The 20,799-nt window shown below is 61.6% G+C and carries 15 protein-coding genes; 12 read left to right on the forward strand and 3 right to left on the reverse strand.

Annotated features, from left to right (window positions below):
• The first annotated feature begins 20 nt into the window (after positions 1–20).
• Both folE and truB read left to right on the forward strand, forming a co-directional pair.
• A complete protein-coding gene (folE, locus tag OHL20_RS17230) occupies positions 21–617 on the forward strand; it encodes a GTP cyclohydrolase I FolE (protein WP_396272338.1) in 597 nt (198 codons plus the stop codon).
• A 279-nt stretch (positions 618–896) separates the two neighbouring features.
• Complete coding sequence (gene truB / locus OHL20_RS17235; protein WP_263384415.1) at positions 897–1,775, forward strand: tRNA pseudouridine(55) synthase TruB; 879 nt, start codon at positions 897–899, stop codon at positions 1,773–1,775.
• Between the two features lie 86 nt (positions 1,776–1,861).
• On the opposite strand, the gene OHL20_RS17240 is transcribed toward truB, so the two are convergent.
• Positions 1,862–2,572 carry an arylesterase gene (locus OHL20_RS17240; protein WP_263384416.1) on the reverse strand — a complete coding sequence of 237 codons (711 nt, stop codon included), beginning with the start codon at positions 2,570–2,572 and terminating at the stop codon, positions 1,862–1,864.
• Between the two features lie 69 nt (positions 2,573–2,641).
• On the opposite strand from OHL20_RS17240, the gene OHL20_RS17245 reads away from it, so the two are divergent.
• From OHL20_RS17245 to OHL20_RS17285, 9 genes are all read left to right on the forward strand, one after another.
• Positions 2,642–3,364 (forward strand): ABC transporter ATP-binding protein, encoded by a 723-nt coding sequence (locus OHL20_RS17245; RefSeq protein ID WP_263385033.1) that lies wholly within the window; start codon positions 2,642–2,644, stop codon positions 3,362–3,364.
• Position 3,365: 1 nt separating this feature from the next.
• Positions 3,366–5,951 carry an ABC transporter permease gene (locus OHL20_RS17250; protein WP_263384417.1) on the forward strand — a complete coding sequence of 862 codons (2,586 nt, stop codon included), beginning with the start codon at positions 3,366–3,368 and terminating at the stop codon, positions 5,949–5,951.
• A 170-nt stretch (positions 5,952–6,121) separates the two neighbouring features.
• Complete coding sequence (locus OHL20_RS17255; protein WP_263384418.1) at positions 6,122–6,958, forward strand: DUF1003 domain-containing protein; 837 nt, start codon at positions 6,122–6,124, stop codon at positions 6,956–6,958.
• Positions 6,959–7,262: 304 nt separating this feature from the next.
• A complete protein-coding gene (locus OHL20_RS17260) occupies positions 7,263–8,546 on the forward strand; it encodes a TolC family protein (protein WP_263384419.1) in 1,284 nt (427 codons plus the stop codon).
• 14 nt (positions 8,547–8,560) lie between these two features.
• Positions 8,561–9,676, forward strand: coding sequence for an efflux RND transporter periplasmic adaptor subunit (locus OHL20_RS17265; RefSeq protein ID WP_263384420.1), 1,116 nt, complete (start codon positions 8,561–8,563; stop codon positions 9,674–9,676).
• Positions 9,676–12,861, forward strand: coding sequence for an efflux RND transporter permease subunit (locus OHL20_RS17270; RefSeq protein ID WP_263384421.1), 3,186 nt, complete (start codon positions 9,676–9,678; stop codon positions 12,859–12,861). Before OHL20_RS17265 ends, OHL20_RS17270 begins: the two co-directional genes overlap by 1 nt.
• Positions 12,862–12,988: 127 nt before the next feature.
• Positions 12,989–14,158 carry a galactokinase gene (gene galK, locus OHL20_RS17275; RefSeq protein ID WP_263384422.1) on the forward strand — a complete coding sequence of 390 codons (1,170 nt, stop codon included), beginning with the start codon at positions 12,989–12,991 and terminating at the stop codon, positions 14,156–14,158.
• Positions 14,155–15,210 (forward strand): UDP-glucose--hexose-1-phosphate uridylyltransferase, encoded by a 1,056-nt coding sequence (locus tag OHL20_RS17280; RefSeq protein WP_263384423.1) that lies wholly within the window; start codon positions 14,155–14,157, stop codon positions 15,208–15,210. The genes galK and OHL20_RS17280 overlap by 4 nt, the downstream gene beginning before the upstream one ends.
• A gap of 87 nt (positions 15,211–15,297) precedes the next feature.
• The gene (locus OHL20_RS17285) at positions 15,298–17,430 is read left to right on the forward strand and encodes a prolyl oligopeptidase family serine peptidase (RefSeq protein ID WP_263384424.1); all 2,133 of its coding nucleotides are present in this window, start codon (positions 15,298–15,300) and stop codon (positions 17,428–17,430) included.
• A gap of 4 nt (positions 17,431–17,434) precedes the next feature.
• Here the strand turns inward: OHL20_RS17285 and OHL20_RS17290 are convergent, their stop codons facing one another.
• Together OHL20_RS17290 and OHL20_RS17295 are read right to left on the reverse strand one after the other, a co-directional pair.
• Positions 17,435–18,688, reverse strand: coding sequence for a Gfo/Idh/MocA family protein (locus OHL20_RS17290; RefSeq protein WP_263384425.1), 1,254 nt, complete (start codon positions 18,686–18,688; stop codon positions 17,435–17,437).
• Positions 18,689–18,794: 106 nt separating this feature from the next.
• A complete protein-coding gene (locus OHL20_RS17295) occupies positions 18,795–19,298 on the reverse strand; it encodes a hypothetical protein (RefSeq protein WP_263384426.1) in 504 nt (167 codons plus the stop codon).
• A 1,072-nt stretch (positions 19,299–20,370) separates the two neighbouring features.
• On the opposite strand from OHL20_RS17295, the gene OHL20_RS17300 reads away from it, so the two are divergent.
• A complete protein-coding gene (locus OHL20_RS17300) occupies positions 20,371–20,784 on the forward strand; it encodes a hypothetical protein (RefSeq protein ID WP_263384427.1) in 414 nt (137 codons plus the stop codon).
• Positions 20,785–20,799: the final 15 nt, after the last annotated feature.

Consider the following 20,799-nt stretch of genomic DNA (forward strand, 5'->3'; position numbering starts at 1 on the left):
ACACGAAAGAAGGCACCATCATGGCAAGCCCAACCGCACTCGAACCAACCGCATTAGCAGACATCTCCACGCAGGAGATCTATCGCGAACTCCTCTCCCGCATCGGCGAAGACCCCGATCGCGACGGTCTGCAGAAGACCCCCGAGCGCATGGAAAAATCCATGGCCTTCCTCACTCGCGGCTACCAGCAGAACGTAGCCGATGTCCTGCACGAAGCGCTCTTCGACGTCGACTACGACGAGATGGTCATCGTCAAAGACATCGAGTTCTACTGCATGTGCGAACACCACCTGCTGCCCTTCTTTGGAAAGGCCCACGTCGCCTACGTCCCGCACGGCAAGGTCATCGGCCTCAGCAAGATCCCTCGCCTCGTCGACGTCTTCGCCCGTCGCCTCCAGGTTCAGGAGCGCCTCACCCGCCAGATCGGCGAGGCCATCACCAACGCCATCCACCCGCAAGGGGTCGCCGTCATCCTCGAGGCCTCACACCTCTGCATGATGATGCGCGGCGTAGAAAAACAGCACTCCGCCACCGTCACCTCCGCCATGCTCGGCGTCTTCAAAACCCAACTCCAAACCCGCAACGAATTCCTCTCTCTCGTCCGCCGCCAAAGCTGATCCACCACCATTGCCTGTCGTTCCCGAAGGGAATCCGCGTTCACTCGTACCCTCCCCAAAACCCTGTCACCCTGAGCGAAGTCGAAGGACCTGCGGTTGCCCTGGCCTCCGTCTGTCCTGGCCCGGATCACATTCGTCCCATCCCCCTCATCTGCAATAAGCCGTAGCACCTGCACTCAATCCGCGTTCCTCCGCGACAATCCGCGGTAAGCCTCGGTCGTAGATCGGGGTCAATCGCACGGATCGGTGTTAAGCCGCCAGGCCTTGTAGTCTGGAGAGATGAACGGTCTCATCGTGCTCGACAAACCCTCGGGCATCACCTCGCATGATTGCGTCTCCCTCGTCCGCCGAATCACCGGCGAGTCGTCCATCGGCCACCTCGGCACACTCGATCCCATGGCGACCGGCGTCCTCCCGCTGCTCCTCGGCAAGTACACCCGCCTGGCCCAGTTCTTTGGACAGGCTGAGAAGCAGTACACCGGCACCATCCGCTTCGGCTACGCAACCGACAGCTTCGACGCCGACGGCAAGCCCGCGGCCGAACCGCAACCCCTCACGCTCTCCCTAGCAGAGTTGCAGGAGTTAGCGACGAAGTTCCACGGCCCCATGGACCAGATGCCCCCCATCTTCTCCGCCAAAAAGATCAACGGCGTCCCCGCACACAAACTCGCCCGCGCAGGCGTCGACGTTCCCGTCAAACCAGCCCGCATCGTCATCCACAACTTTGAGCTTCTCTCCCTTACCGGCGACACCGCCGAGTTCGCCATGACCGTCAGCGCCGGAGGCTACGTCCGCTCCGTAGCGCATGAGCTAGGCGCATTAGCCGGCTGCGGCGCGCACCTCTCCTCGCTCCGCCGCACCCGCGCAGGCGTCTTCTCCCTCGATCAGGCCATCACCACCGAAGCCCTCAAAGCATTAGCAGGAGACCCCGCAGCCATCGAGCGAAGCCTGCCCCATCCCCGCACCCTGCTCCCCGAGATGCCCTCCGTCACCGTCGATGAGCAGACAGCAGGACGCATCCGCAACGGCATGCAGATCAACCTCGCAGAGTTTTCGGATGTACCCCTGGTCAAGGTCTTCACCTCCCCAACCGAGATGATGGCCATCGCCAAACGAGTAGCCGGAACCCTCATGCAACCCATCGTCGTCATGAACTAAAGGCAAAGACATAACACAGATAAAAGCAGGGACGACACGGATTAAGAGCAGGACGTACCTCCCTGTGATCCGTATTAAGCCTCTCGTTATTTGCTCAGCAGCGGCTCAACGACCGGCAGCAGATTCCGCGCAACGATCTCATTCCCCTTGGCCGTAGCGTGCGTTCGATCCGCCTGCATCATGCCATCCACGCCAAACACCCCCTGCAGCAGAAACGGGTACACCGGAACCTGGTACTTCTTAGCCAGCAGCGGATAGGTCGCCGTGAACTGGTTCACATAGTCGGGTCCATAGTCCGGCGGCAGCGTGATGCCCGCGACCGCAAGCCTGGCCCCGGATGCCTTCAGGGTTGAGACGATCCGATCAAGATTGGCGCGCATATCCTTCACCGGCAGACCGCGCAGCCCGTCGTTCCCGCCGAACTCCACCACGATCACCGCAGCCTTCAGCGCGACGATCTCCGGCAGCCGCGAGACGCCATCCTTCGACGTAGCCCCGCTCACGCCCTCGTTTACCACCCGGTAGTGATACCCCTTCGCGTCAAGGTCAGCCTGCAGATAGTCGGGGTAGCTCTGCCCCGGATCGGTCCCATAGCCAGCCGTAAGCGAATCGCCGAAGCAGACCAGCAGGGGACGAGCATCATTCGGAGCAACTGGAGCTGTCTTCGAGGTGCTGACCGCAGGCTGCGAACTCGGGGCGGCCGGGGTCTCTGTTGACGGGCTCGACGTATCCTTGGAATGGCAACCGATGAGGAGTACGAAAGCCGCTAGAATAGTGCTGTAGACAGACCTCTGCATGCTTCAAATCTAACAAAGACGTTCTGCCGCTGGCAGAAGGAGACCCCACTGGTGAGTACCGCTGCTGGAATGATCTCGGTCAAGGGCCTCCGTAAATCGATTCGCAACGGCACCGGTGCTGCTGCTCGTACAACAGACATCCTCAAGGGAATCGACTTCGACATTCCCGCCGGGCAGTTCGCCGCCATCATGGGCTCCTCCGGATCGGGCAAGTCCACCCTGCTGGGCCTGCTGGCCGGGCTTGACATGCCCAGCGCGGGCGATGTCTTCCTCAATGGAGTAGCCATCAGCTACCTTCCCGAAGACAAGCTGGCACAAGTGCGCGGTCGCACCATCGGCTTCGTCTTCCAGTCCTACCAGCTCATCCCCACCCTCACCGCGCTCGAAAACGTCCTGCTGCCGCACGAGCTTAACGCCGACAAATCAGAGGCAGCCGAGGGTCTGCCCCGCGCCCGCCAGCTCCTCGCCAGCGTCGGCCTGGGAGATCGCCTCGACCACTACCCGGTCCAGCTCTCCGGTGGCGAGCAGCAGCGTGTAGCCCTCGCCCGCGCCTTCATCCTGCGCCCCCCCATCGTGCTCGCGGATGAGCCGACCGGCAACCTCGACACCGTCAACGGCGCCCACGTCCTCGAACTTCTCCTCAACCTGAACCGCACACAGGCCACAACCCTCGTCCTCGTAACCCACGATCCCGTGCTCGCGGGCTATGCCGATCGCCGCATTACCCTGCGCGACGGCTCGATCCTCTCCGACGAGATGAACGAGGCCGCCATTCCTGAGGCGGTTCTCTAGCATGGCCAATCAGCTCTCCTGGGTCTCAGCCGCCAAGATCGCATCGCGCGAGATGCGAGCGTCGCGCGGAAAGTTCTTCTTCGTTGTTCTCTCCGTCGCCATCGGAGTGGCCGCGCTCACCGGTGTCCGCGGCTTCAGCACCTCCTTCCGCGGCACGCTGCTTTCTCGCGCCCGAAGCATCATGGCCGCCGACCTTTCAGCCCGCATGTTCGGCCAGCCCACGCCGAAAGAGCAGGCAGGCCTCGACGCCATCTCCTCACAGGGCGTCATCATGACCCCCGTCACCGAACTCCTCTCCATGGCCAGCGCCGAGAAGACGATGGACCCGCTCCTCATCTCGCTCAAGGCCGTCGATCCCGCGCGCTACCCCTTCTACGGGGCCGTCGAGCTACAACCCGCAGGTAAGCTCAGCGACGTCCTCAAGCCCGACACCGTTGTGGTCGCCGATGACCTGCTGATCCGCCTCCACCTCCACATCGGCGACTCCATCAAGATCGGCGGCAAGCTCTTCCGCATCGCCTCCGTCGTCACCAACGAACCCGACCGGCTCTCCAGCAACTTCGCCGCCGGACCGCGCGTCCTGATGACCCGCGAAGGCCTCGACGCCACAGGCCTCCTCGCTCCCGGCAGCCACGCCGGGCAGCGCTATCTCTTCAAAGTCCCAGCCCCCCGCAACGGCAGCCCCATCTCCGAGCGTGGCGTTGCCACCCTGAAGACAAAGCTCGAAGCCCTCCTGCCCGAGTCCCAGGTCTCCGACTATCGCGAGACCAATCCCGCCCTCACGCAGGGGCTTGACCGCGCCACCAGCCTGCTCTCCCTCATGAGCCTCGTAGCCCTTGTGCTCGGAGCCGTCGGCGTCGCCATGGCCATGCGCGCCCACCTGCAGCAGCGGCTGGACACCATCGCGATCATGAAGTCGCTCGGCGCAAGCTCCGGGCAGATCATCAAGATCTACCTGCTCCAAACCCTCTTACTCGGAGTCTTGGGCGGGCTCGTCGGCGTCGGCCTCGGTGTCGCCGTACAACTTGTCCTGCCCGTGCTGCTGGCAAAGCTGATCGCCGTCGATACGCAGCTCCACGTACAGCTCAGCGCCGTCCTGACCGGCCTCGCCGCAGGCATCCTCACCACGCTGCTCTTCACCCTGCCGCCGCTGCTCGACGTGCGTGGCGTCCGCCCCATCCTCATCCTGCGCCGCGCCGTAGAAGAGAATAACGACCCGCTCGTTCGCGGCTTCCTCCGCAAGATCCAGAAGAACCTCGCCCAGATCGGCGCAGCCGTTCTCATCCTCGCTGGGCTGGCACTGATCGCCACCACCCTGTCCGACTCGATCGTGGTCGGCAGAGTCTTCTCAATCGGCCTCGTCGTCGTGCTCGCCGTCCTGCTCGCGGCCTCAAGCGTCGTGCTCTGGACGCTGCGCCAGTTCCTCAGCCGCACCCGCCTGCACCTGCCCTCCTCGCTTCGGCATGGACTGGCGAACCTCTATCGCCCCGGCAATCCCTCAGCAGCCCTGCTCGCCGCCCTCGGCATGGGCGTCATGCAGATCATGACCGTCTACCTCGTCCAGCAGGCCGTCGTCAGCGAGCTTCATGTCTCCTCCGCGCCCAACCTGCCCAACGTCTTCATGGTCGATATCACCAACGAAGAGATCGACGGCGTCCGCAAGTTCCTCCAGGCACAGCCGCTCGTCCGGCCCGATATGGAGATGCTGCCCGTCGTCACCTCGCGCATCCTTGCCGTGAACGGCGTTCCCGCAGCCGACCTCAAGCTGAAGAACTTCCCCAAGCGCATGCTCCAGTCGATCAGTCTCACATGGTCCGACACCATGCCGCCCGGCACCACCATCATCGAGGGGCAATGGTGGGCGGCCAACGAACAATCGCCCCAGGTCGCCATCGGTGTTCGCCAGTCCGAGCGGCTCCGCGCTCCTCTCGGCTCGACCATCACCTTCGCCGCAGGCGACCGTCAGTTCACCGCGAAGGTGGGCGCACTCATCAAGTCCGACGGCCAGCACGCCTACTCCCGTGCGGAGTTCATCCTGCCCCGTGCCGCCCTCGCGGGATTGCCGACCGTCTGGTACGGCGGCATCCATGTCGACCCCGAGCACGTAGGCGAAGTCCAGCGCGCTCTCTACAAGGCTTATCCAAGCGTCACCGTCATCAACGTCGCACAGGTGCTCGAAACCGTCCGATCCGTCGTCATCCAGATCACCTACGTGATCCAGTTCCTCGCAGCGTTCAGCATCTTCGCAGGCGTCGTCATCCTCGCCAGCAGCATCGCCGGAACACGCTACCGTCGCATCCGCGAGGTCGTCGTCCTCAAGACGCTTGGCGCCACCCGCGCCCGTATCGCGACGATCTTCTCCATAGAATTCGCAGTCCTCGGCCTCGTCGCCGGCTTCGTCGGCATCCTCTTCGCGAACATCATCGCCGCCGCCCTCCTCAACAAACTCACCGTGGCCTACCGCTTCGAGTGGACCTGGGCCCTCGCCACCCTGCTCGGCACAGCCCTCCTCACCGTCGCCACAGGCTGGGTAGCCGGCCACCGCATCCTCGGCCAGAAGCCGCTGGAAGTCCTGCGCGAAGAGTAGGGAAGTACCTGGCACCGATCAACGACAAGGCACGGTACCTAATCGGTGTCATCCGCACTGATCGGTGTTCGGCCTTTACAGGTGCTCATTGAGATACCGCATTAACCTGCCGTCCTCAAACTCCCCTTAGAATAGGTCGTCGGACTTCCACCACGAACGAGGTACATCCCATGGCATGTGATCCCGAAGAACTGCGCCACGTCCCCCTATTTGCCTTGCTTGATGATGACGAGATGGCCATCCTCGCCGCGCAGGTAGAGCTACGCCTGTTTGCCCCGAGGCAGCGCATCTATAAAGTCGGTGATAGTGGCAAGAATGCTTACATCATGATGTCCGGCATCGTCCGCATCACCACCGTCGATGAGGACCAGCAGGAGGTCCTGCTCGACGAGCCCGGCCACGCCGATTTCTTCGGCTTTGCCTCCATGCTCGACGAGACCCCTCACCACACCAACGCCATTGCCATCGAGGAGACCCGTTGCATCGAGGTCGACCGCAACGATATCACCATCCTGCTTGAGCGCAAGCCGATGGCCGGCATGGACCTCCTCACCGCGCTCGGTCGCCAGCAACATGCCATGCAGCAGATCGTCCGCCTCCGCGCACAGCGCAACGCCAACGACCTCATCGATGAGGAATCCACCTTCGGCGAGCACATCGCCGACGCAGTCGCCCGCTTTGGGGGCTCGTGGACGTTCATCATCTCCTTCGGCATCGTGCTCAGCGTGTACACCGCGATCAACGTCATCCTGCGCGGCAAAGCATGGGACCCCTACCCCTTCATCCTGCTCAACCTCTTCCTGTCGATGCTCGCCTCCATCCAGGCGCCCGTCATCATGATGAGCCAGAATCGGCAGGACACGAAAGACCGACTCCGCAGCGAGTTGGACTATGACGTTAACCGTCGCGCAGAGTCCGAGATTCAGGCGCTCTCCAGCAAGATCAACCTGCTCAGCGACAAGCTTGGCGATGTGGACGATATGCTGCGGGAACAGGCCCGGCCCTGAAGCTTTCCTGCATGGCTCAACGTCTCAAGAAAGAACCGTCTTTGCTATCATGGGGCCAGTCTCAATTTGCCGTTTTTAGCGCTTCTCAATTGCTGGTGGGCCAATCTCTACGCGCAACAAACGTTGGAATACGGTGTTAAGAAGTAGTACGGGGTACATCAAATTCTTTTTGCAAACGTCCTTATGCAGTCTTTATGCGTTCCATGCAATTCTGAAGACATCTCGTCGGGACTACAGATTCTGCAGCCTCGCACAGTACGTTTCGGGGGATGGTTTGCTTCGTAAGCTTCATCGATTAGGATTTTTGAGCCTGCTGTTCGTGTGCCCGGCGACCTCCACGTTACTCGCGGGGCAGGCACCCGTCAGTGCCGCAGCACAGGCCGCCTCTCAGCCGTCGACCGCAGGCCCAGCCTTTAGCTGGCAGCAGATACAGGACCGCTTCCAGCAGTCCAATCCAACGCTCCGGGCAGGAGCGATCGGGATCGACGAATCGCGCGCACAGGAGATTACGGCGCACCTTCGCCCGAATCCGACCCTCACCCTTTTTGCCGACCAGTTCACCCTCTTCCACTCCCCGCTGCAGCCCGTGGCGAACCTCTACCCGGACGTCACCTTCAACTATCTCCACGAGCGCGACCACAAGCGCGAACTTCGAACCGACAGCGCCAAAGCCGGAACCGAGATCAGCACCTCCAACCAGGCTGACCTGCTGCGAAACCTCAACTACGCGCTCCGTGCCGCCTTCGTCCAGGTGCTGCAGTCCAAGGCCATCCAGGCGCTCACGAAAGAGAACCTCGGCTACTACGACCACGTCCTCCAGGTCAGCCGCGACCGCTTCCACGCCGGAGATATCGCCCAGGTCGACCTCGACCGCCTCGAGCTTGGCCGCGTTCAGTATGAAGCTGACTTCGAGGCCGCCGACGTCAACCTCCGCACCTCGAAGATTCAGCTTCTTCAGCTCCTGAACGACCGCACCCCGGTCGACACCTTCGATGTAACCGGCCCGTTCGCCTTCCAGGATGCGCTGCAGCCGCTTGAGACCTATCATCAGACGGCCCTGATGGTTCGCCCCGACCTCCGCGCCGCAACGCAGGTCGTTGATAAGGCCCGCATCGATCACCGCCTCGCCATCGCGAACGGTTCGACCGATCCCACCTTTGGCGTTGACGCCGCACATCAGCCCAATCCGCTCAACAGCTACGTCGGCCTCAGCGTCACCTTCCCGCTCCGCATCTTCGACCGCAACCAGGGTGAAAAGCAGCGCACCCTGCTCGACATCGACCTCCAGCAGCGTCAGCTTGATGCTGCGACCGCGCAGGTCTTCGCGGATGTCGACTCCTCCTATGCCACCGTCGACAGCCAGCTTCACCTGCTCCGGCCTTATAAGGATAAATACCTGAACCTCGCCGTCTCCGCGCGCGACACCATCTCGTTCTCCTACCAGCATGGCGGCGCATCGCTGCTCGATTTCCTCCAGGCTGAGAACGACTATCGCGGCATCCAGCTTGGCTACTTGAACCTGGTGGGTGCGTACCTCACCGCCGCTGCACAGATGAACCAGGCCGTCGGCCGAGAGGTACTCCAGTGAACACGAAGAGCGTAATGACCGCTGCCGCCGCGGCCTTGATTCTGCTGACCGGATGCGATGCCAAGAAGTCTGATCCGAAGGACGAAGCGCCGCCGCCGACCACCATCGTCTCCGCCACCAGCGTCAACAACGTCAAGGTCGACCACCCCGAACAGTTTCCCCTCGCCACCGTTCAGACCCAGATGGCGGCCTCGTCGATGAGCGTCACAGGCCAGGTGCAGCCGGATGTCACCAAGGTGATCCCCGTCATCTCGCTCGCATCAGGCCGCATCGTCGCCATCTACGCGCATATCGGCGACCTCGTCCACAAGGGCCAGCGCCTCTTCACCGTCCAGAGCAACGACATCGAACAGGCCTACTCGGACTACCGCAAGGCCGTTGCCGACGAGAAGCTGGCGAAGGTTCAGCTCGATCGCGCCAAGCTCCTCTACTCGAAGGGTGCCATCTCGCAGAGCGCGCTTGAGATCGCCCAGGACACCGAAGACAAAGCCGTAGTCGATGTCGAAGCCGCGAAGGAGCACCTCAAGGTTCTCGGCGCTACCGACCTCAATCAGCCATCGGGCGCGATCAACGTTTACTCGCCCGCGACCGGCGTCATCATCGAGCAAAATATAACCCAGGCCTCCGGCGTCAAGACGCTCGACAACTCACCGAACCTCTTCACGATCGCGAATATCGAAGACGTCTGGATTGTCTGCGACGTCTACGAGAACAACCTCGCCAACCTTTCCACAGGCCAGACGGCGACCATCCACTTCAACGCCTTTCCCGACAAGGATGTGACCGGCCGCATCAGCGAGATCGATCCCATCCTCGACCCCACCATTCGTACCGCGAAGGTGCGTGTGCAGGTTCGCAACCCCGGCTACATGAAGATCGGCATGTTCGTCACCGCAACCTTCCGCAGCCAGAAGCAGGAAGCACATCTTGTCGTTCCAGCTACCGCCATCGTCCATCTGCACGATCAGGACTTCGTCTATTCCTCCGGCGGCGGTGGCACCTTCACCCGCATCGCCGTCACCAGCGGCGATATGTTGCCGGGCGGCATGCAGGTCGTCAAATCGGGCCTCAGCCAGGGCCAGCAGGTTGCCGTCAACGCGCTTGAACTGCAGAGCACGGTGACGCAGTAATGAGTTTTATTGTCGATTTTGCGCTGAAGAACCGATGGCTGGTGCTCGCCCTTGCGGTGCTTCTATTTGGCTGGGGAATCATCTCGTTCCGCAATCTTCCCGTCGAAGCCTATCCGGACGTCGCGAACAACTACGTCCAGATCATTACGCAATGGCCGGGCAGGGCAGCGGAGGAGGTCGAGCAGCAGGTCACGATTCCGATCGAGATCCAGATGAACGGCATCCCGCACATGTCGCATCTGCGGTCCACCTCGCTCGCCGGTCTGTCGAGCGTAACGATGGTCTTCGATGACGAATCGACCAACGACTGGAACCGCGAGAAGGTGCTGGAGCGCGTCAACGGCGTCAACCTGCCAGCCGGACTGCAGCCGCAGATCGGCACGGACTGGAGCCCCGTCGGCCAGATCTACTGGTACACCCTCACCAGCACCAATCCCGCCTACGACAACATGGCGCTGAAGTCGCTCGAGGACTGGACCCTCGAAAAGCAATTCAAGTCCGTTACCGGCGTCGTCGACGTCTCGAGCTTTGGCGGCATCACGCGCGAGTACCAGGTCCGCATCGACCCCGACAAGCTCGTCTCCTACGGCCTCACCATCGCGCAGATCGAGCAGGCCCTCACGGCGAATAACGTCAACGCCGGCGGCAGCTTTATCGAGGAAGGCCAGCAGGAGATCAACGTCCGTGCCGTAGGTCTCTTCACCAGCATCGACGACATCGCCAACACGCTCGTCAAGACCGTCAACGGCACCGCAATTCGCATCAAGGACATTGCCACGGTCCAGCAGGGCTCGAAGATCCGCCTCGGGCAGATCGGCAAGGCCATCCGCCGCCAGGATGGCGTCATCGTCGATGATGGCGACGTCGTCGAAGGCATCGTGCTGCTGCAGAAGGGTGCCAACTCCGACGAAGTTCTCGACGGCATCCACGCCAAGGTCGCCGAGCTGAACGGCACCCCCGCCGAGCCCGCGAAGGATGGTAAACCTGCCGTCGCCGCTGTACCCGGCCTTCTGCCGCCCGGCGTAAAGGTCGTTCCATTTCTCGACCGCGACGACCTCGTGCATCTCACGACGCACACCGTACTTCACAATCTCACCGAGGGCATCGTCCTCGTGATGATCATCCTCTTCCTCTTCCTCGGCAACGTGCGCGGCGCGATCATCGTCGCCATCACGATTCCGTTCTCGCTGCTCTTCGCCTCGATCTGTCTCGACCTGCGCCACATTCCCGCGAACCTGCTCTCGCTCGGCGCACTTGACTTCGGCATGGTCGTCGACGGCGCCGTCGTGATGGTCGAAAATATCGTCCGTCACATGAACCGCAAGGACAACGGCTCGCGCACCACCATCGAGATCGTCCAGGAGGCCGCGCACGAGGTCCAGCGCCCGGTCTTCTACGCCATCGGCATCATCGTCACCGCGTACCTGCCCATCTTCACGCTGCAGCAGGTGGAAGGCAGACTCTTCCGCCCCATGGCGTGGACGGTAGCCTTCGCGCTGCTCGGTGCGCTCGTCTTCTCCATGTTCCTCGCGCCCGTACTCTCGAGCATCCTCTTCAAGAACGGTGCGAAAGAGTGGCATAACCCGGTCATGAACTTCCTGACCAAGCACTACCGCTCCGCCGCGCTCTGGGCCGTCGAGTCGCGCTGGATCGTCATCGGCGCGACCCTCGCGGGCCTTGCCGTTGCTGTGATCCTGACCGAGGGGGGCGCCATCGGTTCGGAGTTCCTGCCGCACCTCGATGAAGGCGCGGTCTGGGTTCGCGGAACCCTAGCACCCTCGACTGGTCCCACCGAGGGCATCCGCGTCATGAACGATGCGCGCCCCGTTCTCGCCTCCTTCCCCGAGGTCAAGGACGTGATCAGCCAGGTAGGCCGGCCCGACGACGGCGTCGACACCACCGGCTTCTTCGACACCGAATACTTCGTCGATCTCAAGCAGAAGAAGGACTGGCGGCCCATCTTCAACCAGAATAAGGAAGAGTTGATCGCCGCCATGGACCGCGAGTTGGAGAAGCGTCCCGGCGTTCTGTGGAACTTCTCCCAGCCCATCTCGGACAACATGGAAGAGGCGGTCAGCGGCGTGAAAGGTGAACTCGCCGTCAAGATCTACGGCGACGACCTGAAGCTGCTCGAGCAGAAGGGCGACGAGATCGTCGGCGTGATGAGCAAGATCAAAGGCATCCAGGATCTCGGCCTCTTCCGCGTCATCGGTCAGCCGAACCTGAACTTCATCGTCGACCGCCCCGCCGCCGCCCGCTACGGCATCAACGTCACCGACGTGCAGGATGCTGTAGAGACCGCAGTCGGCGGCAACGCGGTCACCAAGCTGCTGCAGGGTGAAGCTCGCTACGACGTCGTCGCCCGCTATCAGCAGAACTATCGCAACAGCGCCGAGGCCATCGAGAATGTCCGCCTCGTCTCTCCCTCCGGCGAACGGGTCTCCCTCGCCCAGCTCACCAAGCCCACGGTCGTCGACGGAGCCTCAGAGATCTACCGCGAGGGTAACTCGCGCTACGTCGCCATCAAGTACAGCGTTCGCGGACGAGACCTCGGCGGTGCCGTCGAAGAGGCGATCGCCAAGGTCACCGCGCAGGTGAAGCTGCCGCCCGGCTACAAGCTCGACTGGGCAGGCGAGTACGCCAGCCAGAAGCGCTCTGCCAAGCGCCTCGCCATCGTCGTGCCGATCACGATCATGCTCATCTTCTTTATTCTTTACATGATGTTCGGTTCGTTCAAATGGGCCATGCTCATCATGGCGAACATCGTCATCGCCCCGATCGGCGGAACGCTCGCCCTCTTCGTCACCCACACCAACTTCAGCGTCTCCTCGGGTGTGGGCTTCCTCGCGCTCTTCGGCGTCTCCGTCCAGACCGGCGTCATCATGCTCGAATACATCAACCAGATGCGCGTCCGCGGGCACTCCATCGAAGAATCCGCCGTCGAAGGCGCCGTCCTCCGCCTGCGTCCGATCATGATGACGATGCTCGTCGCAACCCTCGGCCTCCTGCCCGCCGCCACCTCCCACGGCATCGGCTCCGACTCGCAGCGGCCCTTCGCAGTCGTCATCGTCGGCGGCCTCATCTCCGACCTCATCATCAGCCTCTTCCTGCTCCCGACTCTCTACGTGTGGATGGCAGGACCGAGCGATGTCCTCCCGAAGCCCGAGATGGAGTTCGACGCGTAGCGCCCCGCGGCGGTTCGCGATGATCCAGCTATCTTCCTTGCTATGTATTCGGATACATTGATGGATGTCTACAGAGTTGGCGCGCACCTACAGGCGACCAGCCACAGTGATCATGAGGAGAAGTATCGTGGATGACGCTCGCATGCTCCGTGCACATCGGGAGCATTTTGGACAGGATGGTCGTGCAAGTTCGGCGCCGGGACGGGTCAACCTTATCGGCGAACATACCGACTATACCGGCGGCCTCGTCATGCCCATGGCCATCGACTTTCAGACCGTGGCGGTCGTCAGCTCGCGGCAGGATGACCGTGCCGTCTTCTACTCCACGAACTTTGACGAGGAGGTCAGCCTCGAGATCACCTCGCAGCAGCGTGCTCCAAAAGATCATTGGAGTGACTATCCCGCTGGCGTCCTGTGGTGTCTCGCGCAGGCGGGCATCAAGGTCGGCGGCTTCGACATGAGTCTTGAGGGCGACGTGCCGCTTGGTGCCGGACTAAGCTCCTCCGCTTCGGTCGAGGTGGCAACCGCCATGGCGCTTCTGCGACACGCCGGGGCGACCCTCCCGCTCGAAGAGATCGCTACCCTCTGCCGCCGTGCCGAGAATGAATACGTCGGCGCTAAGAGCGGCATCATGGACCAGTTCGTCGTTACCGGCGGCCAGGCTGAGCGCGCCATGCTGCTCGATTGCCGTTCGCTCGCCTACGAACTTTTGCCGCTCCCCCCATCGGTCAAGATCGTCATCTGCAACTCGATGGTCAAGCATGCCGTCGCTACAGGGGAGTACGGCGACCGTCGCGACGAGGTGGAGTCCGGTCAGGCCGTTATCGTGCGCGAGCGCCCCGGGGTGACCATGCTGCGCGATGCCACCATCGACGACCTGAACGCCTGTCGCTCGCTCATGACCGAGGCAAGCTTTCTGCGCTGCCGTCACATCATCACCGAGAACTCGCGCGTGCTCGAAGCCCGCGAGGCCCTGCTACAAGGGAACATGGCTGCGTTTGGCCAGTTGATGGCCCAGGCCCACGCCAGCTTCCGCGACGACTTTGGAGCGAGCTGCGCCGAGGTCGACACCCTCGTTGAAATTGCGGTCCGCCAGCCCGAGTGCTTCGGCGCACGCATCACCGGTGGCGGCTTCGGCGGCTGTACCGTCAACGTCGTCCGCGCTGCCGACGTAGGGCGCTTCGTCGAAACCGTCCGCCGCGAGTACGCCGCCGCAACAGACATCACCGCCGACTGCTTTGTCTCAAAAGCCTGCGACGGTGCCATCGCGCTGCTGGCACATGAGGCCGCACAATGAATTCACCCGCACTTCAGAATCCATTAGCCCAGCAGAATCCCCATCGCCGCTACAACCCGCTCAAGCAGGAGTGGGTCCTCGTCTCCCCGAATCGTACGCAGCGCCCGTGGCAGGGACAGACCGAAGATGCAGCCGCACCCGCCGGTCTGCAGTACGATCCGACCTGCTATCTCTGTCCCGGCAACATGCGGGCGGGTGGCGCGCGCACGGACGTGTACACCAGCACCTACGTCTTCGAGAACGATTACGCCGCGCTTAAGCTCGACGCGCCGCAGTTCCATGACGATGCCAACGGCAAAGGACTCCTGATCGCCGAGGGTGAGAGCGGCGTCTGCCGGGTCATCTGCTTCTCGCCGCGCCACGACCTTACGCTGGCGAAGATGTCCGTGGCGGAGATCCGCGCCGTCGTCGATGTATGGGCGACGCAGTACGCAGAACTCGGTGCACGCGACGACATCCACTACGTCCAGGTCTTCGAGAATCGTGGCGCGATGATGGGCGCAAGCAACCCGCATCCGCACGGCCAGATCTGGGCCAGCCGTTCGATCCCCAACGAGATCGCCGCCGAACTCGCCGGGCAGAAGGCCTACCTCGCGCAACACGGAACCAACCTCCTCGTGGCCTATGCCGAGATGGAACTTGCCGCGGGCGAGCGCATCGTTGCGCAGAATGACAGCTTCCTTGCCGTGGTCCCGTTCTGGGCTGTCTGGCCGTTTGAGGTGATGGTTTTACCGAAGCGACACCTCGTGGACGTTGCCTCTTTCACGGACGCGGAGCGCACCGACTTCGCCGCAATCCTGCGCGACGTCACCTCCACCTACGACCAGGTCTTCCAGACCTCGTTCCCTTATTCGATGGGCCTTCATCCACAGCCGTTCGACGGGCAGGATCATCCGGAGTGGCAGTTCCACGCGCATTTCTACCCACCGCTCCTCCGATCTGCCAGCATTCGAAAGTTCATGGTCGGCTACGAACTGCTCGGTTCGCCTCAGCGGGATATTACGCCCGAAAGCGCGGCGGAGACCCTGCGGCAGGCTGCAACCCGGCGATAGCCTGTGCTGTACAGGCTTGGTGGCTATGCCGTAAGCTTGCGCCAAGCCTTCAACCTACCTGTCTGTCTCCGGGAGCTTTGCCCCTCTATGTGTATGCCTTGCCTTTCCGTTCGAAGCCTCCTGATCTTTTCCATCCTCGCCTCGCCACTTGCCTCAGGCTTTGCTCAGTCGATGGTCGAGCAGCCTGACAAATACCAGTGGCTCGAAGACGTCTCCGGCGAAAAGTCGACGGCCTGGGTGAAGGCTGAGAACGACCGCTCGGCAAAGGTTCTGGAGGCGGACCCACGCTATGCCGGGCTGGAAGCGACCGCGCTCAAGGTGCTCGAATCGCCCGATCGCCTTGCCATGCCCGCGTTCCGTGAGGGCATGATCTACAACACCTGGCAGGATGCGCAGCATGTACGCGGTATTCTGCGGCGGACGACGCTTGAAGACTACAAGGCTGCGCAGCCGCACTGGCAGACGGTGATTGACTACGATGCTCTCGCCAAGATCGACAATGAAAAGTGGGTGCAGCGCGGCTTGAACTGCCTCTATCCCGGCGCAGGGCTTTGCATGGCAGGGCTTTCAGCCGGTGGTGAGGACGCGGACACATTGCGTGAGTTCGATCTCAAAGCCGGAGCGACCGGCGGCTTTGTGCAGGGTGGTTTTGTGCTGCCGAAGTCCAAGCAGAGTGTCACGTGGGTCGACAAGGACACGCTGCTGGTAGCGCGCGACTGGGGTGCAGGCTCGATGACGAAGTCGGGCTATCCCTTCGTCGTCAAGCTCTGGAGGCGTGGTCAGCCGATCGACCAGGCGAAAGAGGTCTATCGCGGTACCGAGGCCGACGTGAGCGCCGGGGCCGAGTCGCTCCATGACGCGCAGGGCGATTCGCTGATCCTGATGCGGCGCGGCATCAACTTCTTCGAGAACGAGATCTCACTGTGGACGCCCGACGGTGTGAAGCGGCTTGGCCTGCCGGGTAAGGTCGAGATCAACGACGTGCTGAGTGGACGGCTGATCGTCACGCTGAACGAGAATTGGAAGCCGGAGGGCGGAAGCACCACCTTCGCGCAGGGCTCTGTGTTGTCGATGGAGTTGGCTGCGGTGAAGAAGGACCCGCTCCACCTGAAGCCTGTCGTGATCTTCCAACCAACAGCGCAGGAGTTCGCGCAGGAGGTGACGACGACGAAGGGTCGGCTCATCCTGACGACGCTTGAGCATGTGCAGGGGCGAGCATACGTCTACTCCGTCGATGGTGCGGGATGGACGCGGACGAAGCTGGCGGTTCCCGATAATGTGAGTGTCGATATCGGAACGGCAGACACTTCGGATGACAAGTTCTTCCTGCGGCTGTCGGGATTCCTTACGCCTTCGTCGCTGGTGCTTGGCGACGGCGCGAACGCTTCGCTAACGCAGATCAAGACGCTGCCGCCGCAGTTCGATGCGTCGAACGTGACCGTCGAGCAGTTCGAGGCGACCTCAAAGGATGGGACGAAGGTGCCCTACTTCCTCGTCCACAAGAAGGATCTCAAGCTCGACGGATCGAACCCGACGCTGATGGGTGCGTATGGCGGATTCCAGGTTTCGGAGACGCCGCAGTACTCCGGCATCATTGGCAACCTATGGCTGGCTCGCGGTGGCGTGTATGTGCTGGCGAACATTCGTGGCGGCGGCGAGTTTGGCCCGGCCTGGCACGAGGCTGGATTGAAGACGCATCGCCAACGCATCTACGACGACTTCGCGTCGGTCGCGCAGGATCTGGTGACGCGCAAGATCACGACGCCGCGCCGCATGGGCATCGTCGGCGGCTCGAACGGTGGGCTGCTGATGGGCGTCGAGTTTACGCAGCACCCCGAGATGTGGAATGCCGTTGTGATCCAGGTGCCGCTGCTCGATATGCTCCGCTTCGAGCAGATTGCTGCGGGAGCCTCGTGGGTCGGCGAGTATGGGACGGTGACCATCCCCGAAGAGCGAAAGTTCCTCGCGTCGATCTCGCCGTATAACCAGCTACAGCCCAACGTGAACTACCCTGAACCGCTCATCTTTACGACGACCAAGGACGATCGCGTCGGCCCCGTCCACGCGCGGAAGTTTGCGGCGCGGCTGGAGGAGTTCCACAAGCCATTCTTCTATGACGAGATCGTGGAAGGCGGACATGGTGCCGGTGCGAACCTGAAGGAGCAGGCAGCGACGTGGGCTACGCAGTACACGTATCTGACGCGGAAGCTGATGGACTGACCACTTAGGACTCCATCGGATCGGGGCCTCGCGTCGGTTTTGCAGGTGGAGACAGCTTGACGGAGTTGCCGGTTTTGGCTGACTTGTAGATGGCGTCGGTGATGCGCTGGTCCTGCAGACCTTCTTCGCCGGGGGTGTGGGGCTGAAGGTTTTGCTGGACGCAGACGCTCATGTGATCCATCTCCTGCGCGAACTGGTCGACGGATTCGATCATGGGCTCGATGGTGACGTTCTGCGCGTCTTCGAGCTTTGCGGTACGGAGCTTCAGGCCGCTGTAGCCAAAGGCCGGGTTCAGTTCGGCCCATGCCTTTTCGCCTTCCATGCGCAGGAACTGAGAGCGGTGCGCGCCGTAGCCGGTACTGCATGAGGCGATGAGGCCGCTTGGAAACTTGAGGGTGAAGGAGCAGGTCTCTTCGACCTCGGTGAAGCGGGGATCGTCCTTTGGCTGATAGGTGGTGCCCCAGACCTCGGTCGGCTCTTCGCCTGAGATGAAGCGTGCGGCGTTGAGGCAGTAGACGCCAACGTCGGGGAGGCAGCCGCCGCCAGCGAGCGCGAGCTTCTGACGCCACTGGCCGGGGTCACCCTGGTTCTGGGCGTTGGTGGCTACGAAGCTCTTCAGCGCGCCGAGCTTACCCTCCTTCACCATCTTCACAATGGCGCGGTTCATCGGCTCGTACTGCTGCCGGTAGGCGATCATCAGCTTGACGTTCGCCTGGTTACAGGCAGAGATCATGCGCTCGCAGTCGCGTACATTGGTCGACATCGGCTTCTCGCAGAGGATGTGTTTGCCTGCCTTCGCGCCGCGCACCACAAAGTCGGCGTGCATGCTGTTCGGCAGCACGATGTAGATGACCTGGACCTCGGGATTCTTCGCGAGTTCATCGTAGCTTTCGTAGCTGTAGATGGAAGCCTCCTTGATGCCGTACTGCGCGGCGATCCTGGTAGCTTTGACCTTGTCGCCGCTGACGAGGGCGACTGCTTTGGAATACTTGCTGGCGCCAAAGGCTGGCAGGATCTCCTTGAGGGCGAGATCGCCGAGGCCGACGATGGCGTAGCCGACACGCTGCGAGTACGGCTCCGTAGGGCTGGGTGACTTCTCGGGGCCTTCGGTCGGGACGTTGTGGAGCGGCGGAAGCTGGACCGCATCCTGCGCGTTGGGCTTCTGCCGGGCTGGGTTTCCCTGACCAGGGAGCGCGCCGGTGGCGAGGGTGGCGGAGGCAATCTTCAGGAAGCTGCGGCGAGTTTGAGCGGTGGCCATTTCGCTTCGGATGCCCTCCCGATTTGCGTAGATGCCCTCTGGATTCGGGCGCAGCTCTCCCCTTGTAGTGTGGCGAAGCTTTTGAAGTAAGGGATGTCGTCAGGCTTTAGCGGCTGGCCCTCCGGATCGCGTCCATCCTCTCGCGTGTGGAGCGCGGGAGACGGTCGTTCGGGTGGTACTGCGGTGTGAGGCTTCGGTGCGCAGGCGTCAGGATCGAAACTTCAGCGCTGGGCGCTGGTCTCTCCTCTACGGGTGCGGGGAGGGCGGGAACCGGCAAAGGCAGGTTCCCTTCGGGAATGACAACCAGAAGGGCAGAGGCTTTGGCTTCCTTCGCCTCTTTCTCGCAGGCTGCGATGAGCCGCGTGGCGAGGCTCATGCTGCGCAGCAGGAGGTTGGCGCGCTTCGTGTCGAGCTGGTTCAGTCCCATGGCTACGGCAACCTGGCTCAGCGCCAGCAGGATCGACGAGCGACTGGTGAAGGGCGGCAGGCTGAGGACAAAGTTCGTCTGCGCCGCCTCGCGGTCGTGGTGGAAGCAGAGCGGCTGGCCGGAGAGAGCAGGGGACTGGCAGGTCTTGCCGGTAGGCATCAGGTGCTGGCAGAGAGGCGTCATGGGAGGCTCCTTAAATGAAGACGGGATGCTCGATCGTGACGCTCGAAAACACGTCAAAATCTTGCATCCGCTGGGTTTAGGTGGCGTTGTATGCTGCTTTGCGTGCTGCTTAACGAGGAAAGCTCCGGCGAAGTGCCGAAGCTTTTTACTCCCTATTATTAGAATACCAAGTTGACCCTAACTAACCGGCCAACTTTCTTTTGCTATATTCTCCGCGTCTTTACTGGCGATTTCGTATTTCGAGCCTCGCCGGGGCTTGACAAGCCTGTTTGTGGATGTTTTTTGATGAAATGGCTGTAAGTGGTTCATTGTACGGCAGATAGGATGGCCTTTTTCAAAGGCCGGTACCCAATTTTCCGATAACACCGACTTTTCGGGAGCGACGATCTCCGGCCAGTGTCAACGGTTCCACAGTTCCTCGAATGTTGACGGGATTACGTAGATTGTAAGCACCCCGGGTTCTGGGGCTTGTCTCTTCGAACTGCATAGGTTGGGCGCCACCACTCCCGTTGACAGGATTACATCTAGGTCGAAGTCGGCAGCTGCTTCCATTGATCCGTCGCTAGCAGCGTACCGGCAATCCCGATGAACGAAGTCAACAACGACAGTTACACGACGCGGATTAGCTCCGGATACATCAACATGAGCATCATTCCAGAAGGCTGTCTTCCTTTGATTTTCCGCCCTATGCTGAATATCCACCTTCCCAACATAAACATAAGGCGACGCAAGCCAGATCGGAAGGCCCGTCTTGCCGTTTCTTACCTTCACAAGGATTTGCTCGCGCTCAGACCCGCCGGTATGTGCTGCTTGAAATGCGCCTACTGGAGTGCTGCCCGCGTTGAATAGCAGCAATGCAAAAGGAAGTACACCGCGTATCACTGAGCCGAGCGACATCATAAAGAGAAGCTATCAGCTGCAGCTTGAACATCGTGTGGAACAGTGACAGGTAAACGCTATTTCGCTGAAAACGGCGTTTGCGGAGACAACAAATTGAACTTGCCGAAAACACCGACTTTGCGGAAGTCAGCCGTGTAAGCTCGTTCCAATCGATATGCGCATCCGAAACCTCTTGATTCTCTTCGTATCCGTAGCTGGTGCACAGGCCCAGCAAGAAACTCGCTATGCCTTACTCCCAAGCAGTGCCGCCAACAGCATCTTTGCGGTTCAAACAGCTTGGAGTCCGACCAAGGCAGACCTTGCTAACGCTGAGGCGGGCATAACGCAGATCGCTTTGCTGAAGGCTGAAGGTTGGAGTTACGCGATCCATATCGAGCATCCAGAGCGGTACTTCAGGCAATATGTCCCGGCACATCGCGCCGGAAAAAACATCTTGTACGTCAATGCGTTTTGCGATGAGAAACCACCGGCCTATTGGCGCAAGCGGCTAATGATCGTGGCGGATGGGGCGACTTGCTACTGGCAGGCTTTCTACGATCCCACTACGAAGACGTACTCGCACCTCACGATCAACGCCAGAGCGTAGCGGCAACTGCTTCGC

It is taken from the genome of Granulicella arctica, from assembly GCF_025685605.1.
Lineage (GTDB): Bacteria > Acidobacteriota > Terriglobia > Terriglobales > Acidobacteriaceae > Edaphobacter > Edaphobacter arcticus.

Excerpts from the sequence above, each read along its gene's own strand:
- folE (WP_396272338.1), top strand. The coding sequence starts at position 21 with ATGGCAAGCCCAACCGCACTCGAACCAACCGCATTAGCAGACATCTCC.
- truB (WP_263384415.1), top strand. The coding sequence starts at position 897 with ATGAACGGTCTCATCGTGCTCGACAAACCCTCGGGCATCACCTCGCAT.
- OHL20_RS17240 (WP_263384416.1), bottom strand. The coding sequence starts at position 2,572 with ATGCAGAGGTCTGTCTACAGCACTATTCTAGCGGCTTTCGTACTCCTC.
- OHL20_RS17245 (WP_263385033.1), top strand. The coding sequence starts at position 2,642 with ATGATCTCGGTCAAGGGCCTCCGTAAATCGATTCGCAACGGCACCGGT.
- OHL20_RS17250 (WP_263384417.1), top strand. The coding sequence starts at position 3,366 with ATGGCCAATCAGCTCTCCTGGGTCTCAGCCGCCAAGATCGCATCGCGC.
- OHL20_RS17255 (WP_263384418.1), top strand. The coding sequence starts at position 6,122 with ATGGCATGTGATCCCGAAGAACTGCGCCACGTCCCCCTATTTGCCTTG.
- OHL20_RS17265 (WP_263384420.1), top strand. The coding sequence starts at position 8,561 with ATGACCGCTGCCGCCGCGGCCTTGATTCTGCTGACCGGATGCGATGCC.
- OHL20_RS17270 (WP_263384421.1), top strand. The coding sequence starts at position 9,676 with ATGAGTTTTATTGTCGATTTTGCGCTGAAGAACCGATGGCTGGTGCTC.
- OHL20_RS17280 (WP_263384423.1), top strand. The coding sequence starts at position 14,155 with ATGAATTCACCCGCACTTCAGAATCCATTAGCCCAGCAGAATCCCCAT.
- OHL20_RS17285 (WP_263384424.1), top strand. The coding sequence starts at position 15,298 with ATGTGTATGCCTTGCCTTTCCGTTCGAAGCCTCCTGATCTTTTCCATC.
- OHL20_RS17290 (WP_263384425.1), bottom strand. The coding sequence starts at position 18,688 with ATGGCCACCGCTCAAACTCGCCGCAGCTTCCTGAAGATTGCCTCCGCC.
- OHL20_RS17295 (WP_263384426.1), bottom strand. The coding sequence starts at position 19,298 with ATGACGCCTCTCTGCCAGCACCTGATGCCTACCGGCAAGACCTGCCAG.